This is a genomic window from Shewanella frigidimarina (genome assembly GCF_003797125.1).
In the GTDB taxonomy this organism is placed as follows: domain Bacteria; phylum Pseudomonadota; class Gammaproteobacteria; order Enterobacterales; family Shewanellaceae; genus Shewanella; species Shewanella frigidimarina.
This window is the reverse complement of sequence record NZ_RKKE01000008.1, coordinates 28,340-45,196: the sequence shown is the minus strand read 5'-3', so window position 1 is coordinate 45,196 and position 16,857 is coordinate 28,340. Positions and strand designations below refer to the sequence as shown.

Annotated in this window: 11 protein-coding genes, 6 tRNA genes and 2 pseudogenes; 8 read left to right on the top strand and 11 right to left on the bottom strand. The window is 39.7% G+C overall.

The genetic code is table 11. From position 1 onward, the window contains the following. Positions 1 to 99 precede the first annotated feature (99 nt). Positions 100 to 462 (top strand): rhodanese-like domain-containing protein, encoded by a 363-nt coding sequence (locus EGC86_RS18560; RefSeq protein WP_123778534.1) that lies wholly within the window; start codon positions 100 to 102, stop codon positions 460 to 462. 390 nt (positions 463 to 852) lie between these two features. Here EGC86_RS18560 and EGC86_RS18555 read toward each other — a convergent pair. The 7 genes and pseudogenes from EGC86_RS18555 to EGC86_RS18530 all read right to left on the bottom strand — a co-directional run bounded on the left by EGC86_RS18555 (position 853) and on the right by EGC86_RS18530 (position 1,694). Then, positions 853 to 928, bottom strand: a tRNA-Met gene (locus tag EGC86_RS18555). Between the two features lie 46 nt (positions 929 to 974). Next, positions 975 to 1,069 (bottom strand): annotated as a pseudogene (locus tag EGC86_RS20915). A 46-nt stretch (positions 1,070 to 1,115) separates the two neighbouring features. After that, positions 1,116 to 1,210: pseudogene (locus tag EGC86_RS20910) on the bottom strand. A 44-nt stretch (positions 1,211 to 1,254) separates the two neighbouring features. Further along, positions 1,255 to 1,330: transfer RNA gene (locus EGC86_RS18545), tRNA-Met, on the bottom strand. 46 nt (positions 1,331 to 1,376) lie between these two features. Next, a tRNA-Met gene (locus tag EGC86_RS18540) sits at positions 1,377 to 1,452 on the bottom strand. 45 nt (positions 1,453 to 1,497) lie between these two features. After that, positions 1,498 to 1,573: transfer RNA gene (locus EGC86_RS18535), tRNA-Met, on the bottom strand. 45 nt (positions 1,574 to 1,618) lie between these two features. Beyond that, positions 1,619 to 1,694 (bottom strand) — tRNA-Met (locus EGC86_RS18530). A gap of 295 nt (positions 1,695 to 1,989) precedes the next feature. On the opposite strand from EGC86_RS18530, the gene rlmKL reads away from it, so the two are divergent. The 5 genes from rlmKL (at position 1,990) to rmf (ending at position 8,612) form a co-directional block, all read left to right on the top strand. Then, complete coding sequence (gene rlmKL / locus EGC86_RS18525) at positions 1,990 to 4,128, top strand: bifunctional 23S rRNA (guanine(2069)-N(7))-methyltransferase RlmK/23S rRNA (guanine(2445)-N(2))-methyltransferase RlmL (protein WP_011638110.1); 2,139 nt, start codon at positions 1,990 to 1,992, stop codon at positions 4,126 to 4,128. Further along, positions 4,115 to 4,351, top strand: coding sequence for a glutaredoxin family protein (locus tag EGC86_RS18520; protein ID WP_011638109.1), 237 nt, complete (start codon positions 4,115 to 4,117; stop codon positions 4,349 to 4,351). Before rlmKL ends, EGC86_RS18520 begins: the two co-directional genes overlap by 14 nt. A gap of 1 nt (position 4,352) precedes the next feature. Beyond that, positions 4,353 to 6,269 (top strand): ABC transporter ATP-binding protein, encoded by a 1,917-nt coding sequence (locus tag EGC86_RS18515; protein ID WP_123778532.1) that lies wholly within the window; start codon positions 4,353 to 4,355, stop codon positions 6,267 to 6,269. Between the two features lie 25 nt (positions 6,270 to 6,294). Continuing rightward, positions 6,295 to 8,184 carry a DUF3466 family protein gene (locus EGC86_RS18510; protein ID WP_123778531.1) on the top strand — a complete coding sequence of 630 codons (1,890 nt, stop codon included), beginning with the start codon at positions 6,295 to 6,297 and terminating at the stop codon, positions 8,182 to 8,184. Positions 8,185 to 8,435: 251 nt separating this feature from the next. Beyond that, the gene (gene rmf, locus EGC86_RS18505) at positions 8,436 to 8,612 is read left to right on the top strand and encodes a ribosome modulation factor (RefSeq protein WP_011638106.1); all 177 of its coding nucleotides are present in this window, start codon (positions 8,436 to 8,438) and stop codon (positions 8,610 to 8,612) included. A gap of 96 nt (positions 8,613 to 8,708) precedes the next feature. Here the strand turns inward: rmf and fabA are convergent, their stop codons facing one another. Both fabA and EGC86_RS18495 read right to left on the bottom strand, forming a co-directional pair. Beyond that, positions 8,709 to 9,224, bottom strand: coding sequence for a bifunctional 3-hydroxydecanoyl-ACP dehydratase/trans-2-decenoyl-ACP isomerase (gene fabA, locus EGC86_RS18500; RefSeq protein WP_011638105.1), 516 nt, complete (start codon positions 9,222 to 9,224; stop codon positions 8,709 to 8,711). 75 nt (positions 9,225 to 9,299) lie between these two features. Beyond that, complete coding sequence (locus tag EGC86_RS18495) at positions 9,300 to 11,039, bottom strand: AAA family ATPase (RefSeq protein WP_041413633.1); 1,740 nt, start codon at positions 11,037 to 11,039, stop codon at positions 9,300 to 9,302. Positions 11,040 to 11,314: 275 nt separating this feature from the next. On the opposite strand from EGC86_RS18495, the gene EGC86_RS18490 reads away from it, so the two are divergent. Both EGC86_RS18490 and EGC86_RS18485 read left to right on the top strand, forming a co-directional pair. Next, positions 11,315 to 11,404: transfer RNA gene (locus tag EGC86_RS18490), tRNA-Ser, on the top strand. 931 nt (positions 11,405 to 12,335) lie between these two features. Then, positions 12,336 to 14,480: a putative bifunctional diguanylate cyclase/phosphodiesterase gene (locus EGC86_RS18485; RefSeq protein WP_123778530.1), complete on the top strand. Its 2,145-nt coding sequence runs from the start codon at positions 12,336 to 12,338 to the stop codon at positions 14,478 to 14,480. A gap of 190 nt (positions 14,481 to 14,670) precedes the next feature. Here the strand turns inward: EGC86_RS18485 and yidZ are convergent, their stop codons facing one another. Continuing rightward, positions 14,671 to 15,645 (bottom strand): HTH-type transcriptional regulator YidZ, encoded by a 975-nt coding sequence (gene yidZ, locus EGC86_RS18480; RefSeq protein WP_123778529.1) that lies wholly within the window; start codon positions 15,643 to 15,645, stop codon positions 14,671 to 14,673. Beyond that, positions 15,620 to 16,846 carry an MFS transporter gene (locus tag EGC86_RS18475; protein WP_123778528.1) on the bottom strand — a complete coding sequence of 409 codons (1,227 nt, stop codon included), beginning with the start codon at positions 16,844 to 16,846 and terminating at the stop codon, positions 15,620 to 15,622. The genes yidZ and EGC86_RS18475 overlap by 26 nt, the downstream gene beginning before the upstream one ends. Between the last annotated feature and the right edge of the window lie 11 nt (positions 16,847 to 16,857).

Below are 16,857 nucleotides of genomic sequence, written 5' to 3'. Positions count from 1 at the left end.
TTAACTTGCCAATATTTAGCTTTATGGCTTGGCAATGAACGCTTCTGAATCAAGCTTTGTTAGGCAAGCACATTAAAAATCAATATTAGGAATTCATAGATGTCGATATTAACCAAAATCTGTCAATGGTTACCGTTTGGTAAGGTACCTGAAATGCATGCTCAAGGCGTATATAAAAGACTCCAGAAAAATGATGTTCAGATTATTGATGTGCGCTCAAAAATGGAATGGGACAGGTCACATATAGAAGGCTCGATAAATCTGCCTATCACGTCGCTTTCTATTGATGCGATAAAGCATCTTGAATTATCACCAGAGATAACAACTGTCGTGATATGTCTCTCTGCCCATCGCAGTATCCCTGGGGTTAGAAAACTTAAACAGTTTGGATTTTCTGATGTATATCAACTTGAAGGTGGGATGCTGAGTTGGTGGAAATTATCGCTACCAACATCAAAATAACGCACTAGAAAGAGACTCAACTGATGACGTTAATATTTTTGGGGCTGGGGATATAAATGTCGTCTGGGCTCATAACAGCTTTTATTTTTTGAGTCCGGCGAGTGACATTAATCATTTCATACTCTCTGGACGAGCTATAAAAATTAATTAAGATGTGAGATTGAGGTTAAAATATAAAAATAGGGGCACGATAAAGATATAGTTCTAGGTGCAGATAATTAAAGCAGGGAAATTACAAGGAAAGGTATAACAATAGAAAATGGTTGCGGGAGTAGGACTTGATAAAAATCTACGACCTTCGACTCTTTTTTTATAAAAGCTGAGTCCGACGAGTAAGAAATTGATTTTATGATGAGATTTTAGGTAAAAGAAGACATTACGAATATAAAATGGTTGCGGGAGTAGGACTTGAACCTACGACCTTCGGGTTATGAGCCCGACGAGCTACCAACTGCTCCATCCCGCGTCCGATAAAACGCTATCAATTATTTTTATTCTATTGATTAAAGAAATGGTTGCGGGAGTAGGACTTGATAAAAACTACGACCTTCGACTCTTTATTTATAAAAAGCTGAGCCCGACAAGTTATCAACTGCTCTATCCTGCGTCCGATAAAACGCTATCAATTGTTTTTATTCTATTGACTAAAGAAATGGTTGCGGGAGTAGGACTTGATAAAAACTACGACCTTCGACTCTTTATTTATAAAAAGCTGAGCCCGACAAATTATCAACTGCTCTATCCTGCGTCCGAAAACACTATCAATTATTTTTATTCTATTGACTAAAGAAATGGTTGCGGGAGTAGGACTTGAACCTACGACCTTCGGGTTATGAGCCCGACGAGCTACCAACTGCTCCATCCCGCGTCCGATAAAACGCTATCAATTGTTTTTATTCTATTGACTAAAGAAATGGTTGCGGGAGTAGGACTTGAACCTACGACCTTCGGGTTATGAGCCCGACGAGCTACCAACTGCTCCATCCCGCGTCCGATTGACGCTATCAATTATTTTTATTCTATTGACTAAAGAAATGGTTGCGGGAGTAGGACTTGAACCTACGACCTTCGGGTTATGAGCCCGACGAGCTACCAACTGCTCCATCCCGCGTCCGAAAAACGCTATCAATTATTTTTATTCTATTGATTAAAGAAATGGTTGCGGGAGTAGGACTTGAACCTACGACCTTCGGGTTATGAGCCCGACGAGCTACCAACTGCTCCATCCCGCGTCCGATTGACGCTGCTTTAATTCATCTTATTAAACTTACTAGTTAGCGTGTTTAACGGTCTGCTTCAAAGCGGGGCGAACTATAGCGATCCCCGTTTATATTTGCAAGTAAAATCTAGGCGATAGCTATTTGTTTGCTGGTAAAATAAGCGAGTCACTGCTTTATCGTACAATATTGCCAAATTAACCCAAAAATAAGGGATTTTAACCGTCCATTTCGATAAGTCGTTGGGGTTATGTGTTTGAGCAGGTATAATGCTGCACTGAATTTTGCGTAACCGATGACTGACTAATACATGTTTAATTTTTTTGCTGCAGCCCCAAAGGGTTTCGAATATAGCCTTGCTTCTGAACTTAAAGAGTTCGGAGCAACCGATGTTAAAGAAAGTGTTGCTGGAGTATATTTTTCTGCTTCATTAGAGCTGGCTTATCGCATTACATTATGGACTCGTTTAGCGAGCCGTATCGTATTAGTCATCTATAAAGGAGCTTGTGATTCTGCTGAGCAACTTTATAACGCAGCATACTGCATTGATTGGCCATCGCATTTTTCCCATAAAAAAACCTTCAGTATTGATTTTCACGGCACGGGTGGTTTCATTAATAACACTCAATTTGGTGCGCTGAAAATTAAAGATGCTGTTGTTGACCGTTTTCGTGATGATGGTACTCCTCGTCCCGATGTAGAACGTGTCAATCCAGATTTTAAAATTGATGCCCATTATCGTAATGGGCAACTGACTATTTCGATGAATTTCTCAGGCGCTTCTTTACACCAACGTGGATACCGTTCAACTACGGGCGAAGCACCATTAAAAGAAAATCTCGCTGCCAATATGTTGGTACGCAGTGGTTGGCAAGCTAATCCTATTACTGTGCTTGACCCATTTTGCGGTAGTGGCACGGTACTAATAGAAGCGGCATTAATGGCTGCTGATATTGCGCCTGGACTAAAACGTGAGAAATTTGGTTTCGAAAATTGGCAGAGTCACAATAAAGCAATGTGGCAGGTTATTTTTGACGAAGCTCAAGCGCGTGCAACATTGGGCAAAACGCGTTGTAAGCTTAAATTTTACGGTTCAGACATCGAACCTCACCTGATTTCTATCGCTAAGCGTAATGCTGAGAATGCTGGTGTTGCTGAATTAATTGAATTTAGTGTGTCAGATGCGCTCGATGTAACGCCTCCTGTAAGTGAAGGCTTTTTGATTTCTAACCCGCCTTACGGTGAGCGTTTGGGTAATGTGACCGAGCTTTTACAACTTTATTACCAACTCGGTGATAAGTTTAAAAAAGAGTTTGGTGGCTGGAAAATAGCTATGTTGTGCAGTGATGTTGAACTTATATCATCGCTTAAACTAAAAGCTGATAAGCAGATGAAAATGTTCAACGGCGCATTAGAATGTGCTTTTAACATTTATACCTTACACGCCAACAGTACCCGCCGCGACGTGCCTGAATTGCCTGAAGGTGTTGATATTATCGACATTGCGCCAGCATTTGCGAATCGTATTAAAAAGAATGTTAAACAGTTTGAGAAATGGGCTAAAAAAGAGCGCATAGACAGTTATCGTTTATATGATGCTGATTTACCTGAATACAACGTCGCCATTGATAGATACGTCGATTATGTTGTTATTCAAGAATATTCAGCTCCAGCAACTATTCCTGAAGCGGTGACCAAACGCCGTATTAGTGATGTGCTTTTAGCGTTGCCAGGTGCCTTAGGGATTCATCCTGATCGTATCACCTTGAAAACTCGTGAACGTCAGAAGGGTGCTAACCAGTATCAAAAAATTGACGAACGTAAAGTTGAAGTTATCACTGAAGAATATGGTGCTAAATTTAAACTTAACTTAACCGGTTATCTCGATACTGGTTTGTTTCTCGATCACCGTGTTACACGTAAATTGGTTGGCGATAAAGCTAAAGGCAAAAATGTCCTCAATTTATTCGCTTACACGGGGTCTGCATCAGTCCATGCTGCGATTGGCGGAGCTAAATCAGTTACCACCATCGACATGTCTAATACCTACATCAATTGGGCCAAAGAAAACTTTGCCTTAAATGGTTTGTCTGGTGCTAAATACGATTTTATACAGGCAGACTGTTTGCAGTGGATAAAAGATAATAGTCATCAAAAATATGAACTCATTTTTATCGACCCTCCGACGTTTTCAAATTCAAAACGTATGGAAGACAGTTGGGATGTGCAACGCGACCATGCAGAGATGTTGGGCGGGTTAATTAAGTTGCTTTCTCCAAATGGCGAGCTTATTTTCTCAAATAACAAACGTAAATTTAAAATGGATATCGAAGCGTTGAACCAAGCTGGTATCGACGTGACTAATATCGACCATTTATGTTTACCGCTGGATTATAAACGTAATCCACATATCCATAATGTGTGGCTACTGACACATGCAAAAAAATAGTTCAGTCGCTTATGTGCTATATCACACAGAGGGTTGCCATCTGTGTGATATAGCACAAGTATTGGTTGACCAAACCGCAATAAATTATCAGCACATCGATATTTGTGATAACGCATCACTTGCTGAGCGTTATGGCATGAGCATTCCTGTATTTGTACAGGGCGAACGTGAGTTATTCTGGCCTTTCGATGCCGCACAATTACAAGAATTTTTAGGAGTTTAGATTGAGTCTGGTACGGATTAATAATGGCTCGTTAGCCTACGGTTACATTCCTTTGCTGTTAAATGCAGACTTTACCATTGAACCTGGTGAGCGCGTATGTATCGTCGGGCGTAATGGCGCCGGTAAATCAAGTTTAATGAAAGTATTATCAGGTGATGTATTACTTGATGATGGTGAGTTTAATATTGCAAATGACGTTAACGTTAGCCGTTTACAGCAAGACCCTCCTAAAGCAGAAACTGGATCGGTTTACTCTTATATAGCGGCGGGTTTGAAAGAAATTGGTGAAGCATTAGAACAGTATCATCAATTATCTCATGATGTTGCAGATGCGAATCCTGAGCAAATGGATCGTATGCTGAATCAAATGCAGCGTCTTCAAGAAGTATTAGATCACAATGACGGCTGGCAATTAGATTCACGCATTATCCAAAACTGTCAATTGTTAGGCCTTGATCCTGATAAGCCATTAAATGAATTGTCTGGTGGTTGGCAGCGTAAAGTGGCGTTAGCTCGTGCACTTGTTGTTAATCCTGATTTATTGTTACTTGACGAACCTACAAACCATTTAGATATCGATACTATTGAGTGGTTAGAGCAATTTTTATTAAGCTTTAAAGGCGCCATAGTATTTGTCAGCCATGACCGTGGTTTTATTCAAAGAATGGCAACGCGTATCGTCGATTTAGATCGTGGTGTCGTGATCTCATTTCCAGGTAACTACCAAGCTTATTTAGATGGTAAGCAAGAATGGTTACGAGTTGAAGCTGAGAAAAACGCTCATTTTGATAAGAAACTTGCCGACGAAGAAACCTGGATCCGTCAAGGTGTTAAAGCACGTCGTACTCGAAATGAAGGACGTGTTCGAGCGTTAAAAGCTCTACGTACCGAACGTAGTGAACGCTTAAACCGTCAAGGTAACGCCAAAATGTCGGTATCTGATAACGAACGTTCTGGTAAGTTAGTATTTGATATTAAAAATGTTAATTATAATTTACCGGATAAAAACTTAGTTAAAGATTTCAGTACTACTGTTATACGTGGTGACCGCATAGCGTTAATTGGCCCAAATGGTTGCGGTAAATCAACGCTAATCAAACTGTTAATTGAAAAACTACAGCCTCAATCTGGCGAAATTAAAGTCGGTACTAAGCTAGACGTTGCCTATTTTGACCAGTATCGTGAAGCGCTTGATCCAGAAAAAACAGTAGAAGAAAACGTTGGTGAGGGTAAAAGTACCGTCACCATTAATGGCCAAGATCGCCATATTCTAAGCTATCTACAAGATTTCTTATTCTCGCCAATGCGTGCTCGTACTCCGGTAAAAGCACTTTCTGGTGGTGAAAAGAACCGTTTGTTATTGGCGAGATTATTATTACGCCCTGCCAATTTAATTATTCTCGATGAACCAACAAACGATCTTGATATTGAGACGTTAGAGTTGTTAGAGTCACTACTTGCTGATTTTGCTGGTACATTACTTATCGTGAGCCACGATAGAGCATTTATCGACAATACCGTTACTAGCAGTTGGTGGTTTGCGGGCAATGGACAATGGGCTGAGTATGTTGGTGGTTACCATGATGCTGTTGCTCAAGGTGCAAAGTTTTATTCTGAGGAACCTGTTGCAACTAATGTTGTCCAACCTACCGCAGTGGTTGAAACAAAGCCTGTCAGTATCCCTGAGAAAGCAGTCAAAAAACTGTCTTATAAATTGCAAAAAGAATTAGATACGCTTCCGAGCCAAATGGAACAGCTCGAACAAGATATTGCCCAATTGCAGCAAACAATAGCGGGTGCTGATTTTTATAATCAACCGCAGGATTTGGTCAATAAAGCACTGCAGTTGTTGGCAGAAAAAGAACAGAATTTAGAAGTTTGCTTCGAGCGATGGGAAGAGCTTGAGTCACTGAAGTAAAGCATAATAAAACAGGAATAGTTACATGAAGTTAAAGTTTGATAAAGCCTTATCCCTTGTTGCGATAGGTGTATTAAGTGTGATTGGAACAGTTCAAGCTGCGCCAGTATATGAAATTGTTAATATTGAAGATTTCGACCTAAATGGCACTATTGACGGTACACGTAATGGCTATGCCATGGCTGTGAACAGTCAAGACGAAGTTGTCGGTATTTCAAAAGGTAAAAAGAAACTTAGCACCGAAGACATTGAAGGCGGCATCATTGATGTTGAAGATGGTATTTCTGATGCAGAAGAAATTACCTATTCAGTATTAAAGCCAATAGAAGCAAATAACTTTACCGTCACGACTAGCGCAAATGCCGCTGAAGGTGCTTGGAAACCTACATTTTATAGCTTAGCTGGTACGACTAATCCTACTGACGTAGACAGTGATGGTGAACTTGTTGTTAATTCAATTGATACTTTCTTCTATGGTCTTAACAGTAATGGCACCAAAGTAGGTGCTTATACTGGTGAGCAAAAGACCTTGGCTTATGAAGGTACAAGCACAACACAAGAGCTTTGGTATTATCGTGACTTTGAACTTCGTGCCATTGCAGTAAAAGATGATGTCGAATTTTCATTAATACCTCCTTACACAACCTATGTTCGTGAACAAGATGCAGATACTAGTGCTGCTACCGTTGAGTTAGGTGGTTCGTCTGTTGCTGCCGATGTAAATGAAAATAACCTTGTTGTTGGTTATGGTAGTACTGCATTGGCTTCATCGAGTGTTGACCGTGTAGATAGCTGTATTACAACTGCAGAAGACACCGATGCAGATAACCCTACGCCACTCGCTATTTGTATTCAAGGTTATGAGTACCCAGACGCTAACAGCCGTCGTTATATTATTTATCAAACACGCGCTTTAGTGTGGGATTTAAATAACATAGACGATGCCGGAGTACCAGAACGTACTGAATTACCGTTAGGCTTAACCCCTGCAACGGACTCAACGTTAATTTACACCGCCCAAGCATTAGGTGTTAACGGGAATGATGATGTGGCTGGCCGGTCACATGTTTATCGTAACGGTGACACCGATAAATTATATTTTGATGCGGCTTACTGGAAAAAGAATGCCAGTGGTGAATATCAATATAATTGGGTAGATATGGAGAATGAAGTCACTAGCTCTATCGCATATGATATTAATGATAATGGTATTTTAGTCGGCAGTTATCGCAAATATATTGGTGGCTATTTGCGTGATAAATTCTTCACATTAGACACTAACAATCCAGAACAAGGGATTGTTACGCCGAATGACTTCCAAACCACATTGTCAGATTTAAGTAGCAAACCTAAAGATATCAACAATAAAGGACAAGTTGTCGGTTATGTTGAATCAACTTACGACAAAGAAAAGCCTCGTCCAAAAGTCGGTTTTCTATTTGAAAATAGTACCAGCGAATTTTTTAATCTAAACGATCGCCTTACCTGTGGGTCTAAAGGTTACGAACAGAATACTGATGGAGAGTGGGCTCGTCATCAAGTGAGTATTCAAGATGGTACTGGTGAAATATTAACTTACGACACTGATATTCAAGTTGTAGAAGCCAATAGCATTAATGAAGACGGTACGATTGTAGGGACTGCATTTATTCGTAAGCCACAATATCAAACCGATGCAACTACTGGTAATGTGCTTGTCGGTGAAAATAACCTACCGCTATTTGAACTAGACGGAAACGGTGCTCCAGTAACAGCATATTTGCCGCGAATGGTTATTTTGAAACCAACCGCTGGTGAAGCATGTACTACTTCAGACACAGTTGAAGAAGAGGCTTATGAGCGTAAAGGTGCAGCCAGTTTTGCTTGGTTATTCACTCTGCCATTATTATGGTTGCGTCGTCGAGTAAAAAAATAGGCTCAACTGTCATTATAGACTCAGTGTAGTCACAGTCATCTAGCACCCCAAACTGGGGGTAGTCTAGAACCATAAATAAATCGAGGAAATATTCCTCGATTTTTTTTAACCTAATTCTCAATACCTTAATAACAGATCATTAAAATGATGGTTTTTTGGGTTGATTTTGACTAAAAAACGATCTATTTCTATATGCAAGGCTTCAGCTTTATCATGTCAAACAGAAGCCTGTCACTGAAGAGGACGCATGCATGAAAAGACAGAAGAGAGATCGTTTAGACAGAGCATTTTCAAAAGGATTTCAAGCCGGAGTAGGAGGGCGTTCTAAGGAGGTTTGTCCCCATTCGAATCTGGATTCACGGTCTCAATGGTTAGGTGGATGGCGTGAAGGTATTGACGGTCGTCTTAATGGCTTATTTAACAAGTAGTACTTAATAAGTAACAGTTAATGAAATGCCCTCGCGATGCAGATCGGAGGGCATTGAGCAACATGTTCAACGTATTTTGAGGTAAAGTAGTTTTAACTAGAAAGTTGATGTATCACTGAAAATACCTACTTTTAAATCAGTTGCTGAGTATATTTGACGACCATCAACTTCCATAGTGGCATCTGCTATACCCATAACCAATTTACGGTGTATTTTACGTTTAATATTAAGCTTGTAAGTCACTTTCTTTGCATCAGGTAATACTTGGCCGGTAAATTTCACTTCACCCACACCTAATGCACGACCTTTACCTTCAGCGCCTTCCCAGCCTAGGAAGAAACCAACAAGTTGCCACATAGCATCCAAACCTAAACAACCAGGCATTACAGGATCACTGATAAAGTGGCAATCAAAAAACCATAGATCCGGTGTGATATCGAGTTCGGCAATAATTTCACCTTTACCAAATGCACCACCATCTTCATTAATGGTAATGATACGGTCAATCATCAACATATTGTCTACAGGTAAACGTGGTCTATTTGGGCCTAAAAGATTGCCATGACCACATGCGACAAGTTGCTCTTTAGTGAAACTATTAGCTTTTTCCATTTAAATCGATACCACTTAATTGACTGATAATACTAACAAGATAGCGAACACGTGTAAGCTAAACAACTCCGATCACTAAATAATGTGTAATCTAGCTAACAATTTAGCAAAAAAGTTCAGTTCCACGTCGTCATCATCTTGACCGGCTAATTTATCTAAACGTTGTTGTACTAATCCGTAAAGCGTGTCTGGTGCAAAGTCGTTATCTTCATTAGCGACTCCAGCAGGCATTTGCATCAGCAGTTCAACTGCTTGATCCATATGTTCAATTGCATGGATATGAAATAACCCTTTATCAATGGCTTCAATTACAGCAGGTTCAAGATTTAGCTGTAATACATTAGCCTTGGGCATAATAACACCTTGTTCACCCGTTAAACCGCGGCGTTGACATAAATTAAAGAAACCTTCAATTTTCTCATTTACACCACCAATCGCTTGTACATTGCCAAATTGATCTAATGCGCCTGTAACAGCTAAACTTTGGATAATGGGGTGTTCTGCTATTGCAGACATTAAACAACAATACTCGGCGAGTGAAGCACTATCACCATCAATTTCTTGGTAAGACTGTTCAAACACAATATTTGCATTTAAATGAAGAGGCGCATCACGACCAAAAATTCGGTACAAGCAAGCAGATAGGATCATCATGCCTTTTGCATGAATATTGCCCCCCAACTCTGATTTACGTTCAATATCTGCCACTTCGCCATCACCATAATGCACTGATGAGGTAATACGGGCAGGCTCACCATAGGTATAATCGCCTGTATCAATAACTGTAAGGGCATTAATTTGGCCTACCATAGCGCCTTTAGTTGGCAGATTGATGAAATTATCATCAAAACTTTGAGCAGAATATATTTCAGAGCTATTGTGGCGAAATTTTAATTTTTCCAGTGCTTTAGCTATTGCTGCAGCATTCAATGTAGCTTGACCTGAATACACTTTTGCTTGACCTAATAGTTGCCTAAACTCCAACATACTTAAACTTAAGCGTTGTTGATGCTCAACCAAACGAGAGCTATACCAAAATAATGGTAATAAGCTTGATGGTTCTAATTCAACAGATTCTGCTTGGGCAAGTACGTTCAACCATTGCACATAAGACGATTCAGGATGCTGCGTTAGATCAACTTCATTGCTCATTTCAGCTAGCAATGGAAAATGGCGATTAAAGTTTCGGTCTTCAACTCTAAGCTGGCTATACGATAAACCAGAGCCCACAAGAACAATCTTACAATTCAGTGGAATAGGGGTTAACTCATTATTGATACGATAAAAGCCATCGTGGATGATTTGCATCAACAAATCCCACAGGCTTTCACGCTGCCATAATGACGCTAAGCAAATAAACACGAAATGATTTTTCGCTAGTGCACCGGGTTTATAAACACTGGATTTATCCGTTTTAAGCATTCTGCCAAGTAAATCAGCACGGCGAATTGTCCCTTGTAAATAACAGGACAGTGATTCTTGTTTAGCAATAATGCCGACATGTTCAGGCGGGAGTGTTTGTTGCCACTTAAACTGAATGTCCGTATCTTCTTGCTGTTTTTTAGTTGCAACAAGGTAATGACTTGAAGGCGTGTTAGCTTGAGTTACCAACGCATCAATAAATAGTGATCTATCTACCCCTAAAAAATCAGCAAGAAATAAATGTTGCGAATTTGTTTTGCTCATTAATTTGAATGTTTCAACCACTCGTTCTTGACCAAGTAGTATATGGCTTGGAAAAGAAACTGAAGTCGATGCATCAGGTAAATGATATTGAGGAGCGAGTTTGGCACTAGGCAGTAGCGTTGAATTCATATAGTGGTAATTTAGCTGCGACAACGGAAAATAATGAGATGATATTAGCATAAAGCACCACAAAAGCCTTAGCAGATTCAACTCTTCTAGGTTACCTGGATGCTGTTGAAGTGATTCAAGTCTATAAAAGAGTCGCCAATGCGTTTTGTGTTGATTAAAAAAGTCTCAATGATGACAGAAATATGAGCATGCTGATTAAATGCTATGCACTCAGGTGTTTTTTTTAACTTTATGGTTTACAAGCAAACGAGTTACTTATATTATTCAGCCCGTTCGGAGGGATGGCAGAGTGGTCGAATGCACCGGTCTTGAAAACCGGCAACGGTTTATCCCGTTCTAGGGTTCAAATCCCTATCCCTCCGCCACATTCAATAAAAAGGCCCGCTATAAATAGCGGGCCTTTTTATTGGGCGAAAGATAGGGCTCTGAACCCCGGGTTCCTCTTTATTACAAGCAAGCTATCCCTCCGCAAGATTTAAGGCCAAATGCCAAACCGACAAATATAAAGCCTTTTTATTGGGCGAAAGATAGGACTTTGAACTATAGGGTTCCTCTTTATAAAAGAAAGCTATCCCTCCTCAAGATTCAAGACCAAATTCCAAACCGACAAATATAAGGCTTATTTATTGCGGCGCAAGATAGGATTTTGAGCCCAAAGGATCCTCTTTATTAAAAGCAAGCTATCCATCCTCATTAACAATTTTGAGCTTTACCTGCATTAAGTGAATATTGTGAGCATTTATACCGAAAACGACGACAAGGCACCACAAATTGCCAGCGCAGGCTGTGCGCTTAAGTATCCCCTCCAAAAAAACACAACACATCCTCATATTTGATTGCTATCAAGTTTTTCAGCTGTGCTGAATTCCGTAGATGATCGATAAGTCACTAATTCAAAGCGAGTTTTTGGATGTGTCGATTGAAGTTGATGAGTTGAGTACATCGAGCAGAGCTACCGCCAAAGCAATGAAAATGAGCTATGTTAGTTGTTCAGAGGATGGGTGGCACAGTCTTGTTCTACCGTTTTTATTTTGGATATAGTGTAAAAATTTGAAGCTCTAATCTCATCCTGTTTGTCGTTTTATTAAAATGTTTTTTCGCTCATTAACTAAGTGATTTGCTTTGATACTTAATCAAGCTTACCTTATATTAAAGAATATCTGTTCGTTATGACTGTTTTGGTATTGAAGTTAAAAAACAGTAATAAGTAGACTTTTGTGGTTCATTAAAAGGCAAAAGTTCTTATTTACAAAAGCTGGTTAAATCCATAACTTTTTCCCAAACAGTATAAAGGCCATGCACAAGAATACGATAAGCCAAGAGGTTAATGAGTTAGTTTTAGATGCGACTAATGTTGGCGTCTGGGATTGGCGTGTTGAAAATGATGGTCTTGTTTGTAATGAACGTTGGGCTGAGATTATAGGGTATACCTTATCGGAGTTAATGCCTGTTGATTACCAAACTTGGCTAGATGTATTACACCCAGATGATTTGCCTAAGGCAATTAAAAATTATGATTACCACTGTCAAGGCCAAAGCGAACTTTGTGAGTTAGAAGTTCGTTTAAAACACAAAAGCGGTCATTATGTTTGGGTATTGTCTACAGGTAAAGCTATTGCATGGGATGTTGAAGGCAAACCGACACGAATGATTGGCATGCACCAAGAAATAACCTTTCGTAAGAGGCAGGAAGAACTACTTGCAACCACAACCGAGTTATTGAGAGAATCTCAAGAGATAGGCAAGCTAGGTGGCTGGCAACTCAACTTGCATAACGGTGACTTGATTTGGACAGATGAAACTTACCGAATTTATGAAACAACTCCGCAAGAATATATTCCTACCGTTGAAATGGGGGTAAGTTATTTATTACCCGATTCCAAAAAATTATTCCAAGAAGCGCTTGATGCTGCTATTCAACTTGGTGAAGAGTATGACTTAGAGCTTGAAACTTATACCACCAAAGGACAAAAGATTGACGTTAGAACGACCTGTCATGTTACATATGTCGATGGTGTTGCTGAAAAATTAAGTGGTATATTTCAAGACATTACCGACGAAAAAAATAATCAACGCAAACTTGAAAAAAGTAATCAGGTATTAAAAGAAGTAAATGAGAAGTTAAAGTTTGCAGCGAATTATGATCCACTTACACATTTGCCAAACAGAAATTTGTTAGCTGATCGAATGCAGCAAGCGCTTATCAAAGCGCAGCGTAATAGCAAACAAATAGCTATAGCCTTCCTAGACTTGGATGGCTTTAAAGAGGTAAATGATGCTTACGGTCATGATATAGGAGATGAGTTCCTTTGCCTTGTTGCAAATAGGTTTAAAACTGCAATACGAGAGGATGATACTCTTGCCAGGTTTGGTGGCGATGAGTTTGTTTTGATTCTTGATGATTTAGACAGTCATCATCAAGCAACAGAAATATTACAGCGAATACTTTCTTCAATAACAGAAATATTTATTATTGAAAATAAGCGCCTTTCTATAACTGTGAGTATTGGAGTGACGTTTTTCCCGCAGGATAATAGTCACGCAGATATACTTATTCGTCATGCTGATCAGGCTATGTATAGGGCTAAAGAGCAGGGAAAGAATTGCATTCATGAATTTGACTTTGAAAATGATGTAGCGATAAAACTCCAGTATCGAGAGTTAGAATACATAATCAATGGATTTAATAACAATGAGTTTTTGTTATTCTACCAACCAAAAATCAATATGGAAAGTAATGAAATCATAGGCTTAGAGGCCCTTATTCGTTGGCAACATCCGACAGAAGGTCTTTTGTCACCATTTCGCTTTTTGCCCTACATTGAAGAAGAACCTCTAGCAATTGAGTTAGGTAAATGGGTAATTGACCAAGCAATAAAGCAGCATAATGAATGGCGACGCTTAGGAATAGTTATACCTATCAGTGTGAATGTCAGTCCATTACAACTTCAGCATGAAGATTTCATTAAACAATTAAATGAAATCTTATTTCTCAACACTAGTTTTCAAGCGGGTCAGCTTGAATTTGAAATTTTAGAATCCAGTATTATTAAAGATACTCAGCACATCGCTGAGGTTATTAGTCAATGTAAACAGTTAGGGATACGTTTTTCGTTAGATGATTTTGGTACGGGGTTTTCATCTTTAAGCTATTTGAGAAAGTTAAAGACTGATGTTATAAAAATAGATCAATCTTTTGTCATTGACATGTTAGATGATATGGATGATCAAGCCATTGTAAAAAGTGTCATTGAATTATCGAAAACCTTCGGTCGTTCTGTGATAGCAGAGGGGGTTGAAACCCAAGAGCATGGTCGGCAATTACTTAAAATGGGATGTCAATTAGCACAAGGTTTCGGTATAGCAAGACCAATGCCAGCAAGTTCAATCCCTGAGTGGATTAATTTATGGAATGCGTCTCCTCCTTGGATTTGTAAATGAGCGTTATGAGTTAGTCTTTAGTGTATGTTGATCTTTGTGTGAAAGCATATGAAAGCTATTTTTCAACAACTGTAACCGTCATCAGCGCTTATAAAGTAGTAGGTTATCGATCTCATGTGTTCACCTAAAGTCATGTACGAGATAAGAATATCAACTCTATTTAGGTGGCCAAAATAACAATGCCACTACACTAACGCAAGTAGGTATTGTTAAGGTCTCGATATAAGGCTTTTATCGCATCTCTTAACCATTTTATTTTTGGATTTTGATTGTTTCGTTTATGCCAAATCATGGTGAAGGGGATCATTAGTTTATCTTGTAATGCTTCGTCGACAGGAATGGGTAAACACACTAAATCTGGGTGTATATTACGACAGTAGTGCTGACAATATTGTGGTGCAGTGGTAATCATGTTGTGACCAGACTGAGCTGTCATAAACAAAGATTGTTCGAACGTGGCCATGGTTAATTCAATATTACGGCTTAAGCCCATTTCTATTAACACTTCATCTAATGCCCAGGTGTCAGACTTTTCCCATGTGATGTTAATTTGTGGATATTTTACAAAAGTATCAATATTCCAATCTTCTTTTAAGGCTGGGTGATCTTTATGTAAATACACTAAGGGGAGGTCGGTAAATAATACTTCGTAATTGATAAAGTAAGGTAAAAGTTTAATCGATTCTTTTGATCTTGGGTGGCTCTCTCGGCCAGTAAAACCTATGTCGACGTCTCCTCGAATGATCGCCTCAATTGAGTCATAGTCCCAGTTGTGAACTTTGACTTTAGCGTCTGGATACTGCTGAAATATTTGCTGTGTAAGCTGATTAAACATCGTCAGCAGCAATGGCGATTCCATGGCAAGATTAAAGCGCACACCGTTAGGGATCTCATCGCCGCGTTTGGCGAGTATTTGACTGCTGACTTGCAACCAGTCAGCAAGCTCTTGTTCCATACTGATGGCGAGTGATGTTGGGCTAAATCCATGAGGTGTTTTTATAAACAAGGGGTCGTCAAACCATTCTCGTAACTTGCTTAGAGATTTGCTCACCGTTGACGGTGTCACGTTCAGTTTTTTTGCTGTTTTGGTGACGCTGAGCTCCTGTAGTAACAGTTGCAGAGTGATCAGCAAGTTTAGATCAAGGCGTGCTAATGATTTCTTCATTGGAAATACTCGGCAGTGGTGAGGGAATGAATAATATTAAAACAGCGCTGATAACACCACCCATTAGCAAGATTAATATCAGCATATTCAATGCACTTATACCAAGCAAGCCTAATAGCCAAATATACAAAGCTGAACTGCAAATTTGAGCCACTCCGAGCATAGAACTTGCGACACCCGCTCGATAACGATATGGGCTAAGCGCTTGACTCATTACCACACCAAACCCAATTGAAAATCCTGCACAGATAAGACTAAGACCAAATAGACTGATAAATTGGCTATCGGTACTGAGTTGAGTCTGCCCGAGGATGACTGCGGCAGCGATAAACAATATTTGAGATACCAGCATCAAACTATGTTGCTTGATATATGACAACGCCAATGGCATAGCAAATGAGGTGAGCATGCTAACAAGTGCCGTTAGTGCCATCGCAATTGAATACTCGCCGCGGCTAAAGCCCATGATATTCATGATCAGCATTGGCGATACATTTACAAACGTAAGAATTGCTGTAACGGCAATGGCACTAATGATTAGTCGGCTTAAAAAGAATCGTTGGTAAAAGGATTCTGTTGCAGTTGTTGGTTGGGGTTCCATTGGTTCCATTGTTTCGACTGTTGTTACATTAGCTCGTGATGATTGGCGTGTAGTATTGGTTTCTTTTAAAACAAATACTGACATTAAACACACCATTCCGCCCATAGCCGCCATGGTGATGAACAGACTTGGCCATGGAAAGCTAAGCATGATCAAATGACCAATCACCGGGGCGATAACGGGCATGATGCAGGTAATCCCATTGACCATAGATAATACTTTTGCTCTGCGTTTATCGTCCAGCTTGTCACGCAAAATAGCAAAGGCGACCACGTAGCAACTGCCTGCGCCAATACCTTGAATAAAGCGGACGATTAAAAAAGATTGGCTGTTTTCTACTGTGCTGCCCATGAACGAAGCTAATGTAAAAATAATAGCGCCAGTAATTGCTATGGGTCGTCTGCCGATAACGTCCGATAATTTACCGGCAAATACCATCGTTGTGGCCATACCCGCTAAATACACAGAAAAAGCGATATGGAGTTGTGACTCACTTGCACCTAAGTCTTTGGCTATTTGCGGTAAACCAACCAAGTAAAGGTCAATTGCAGTGGGGTAAAGCAGAACCAACGCAAAGCTACACAGTATAAATCTAGTCATAAAACCCTCAC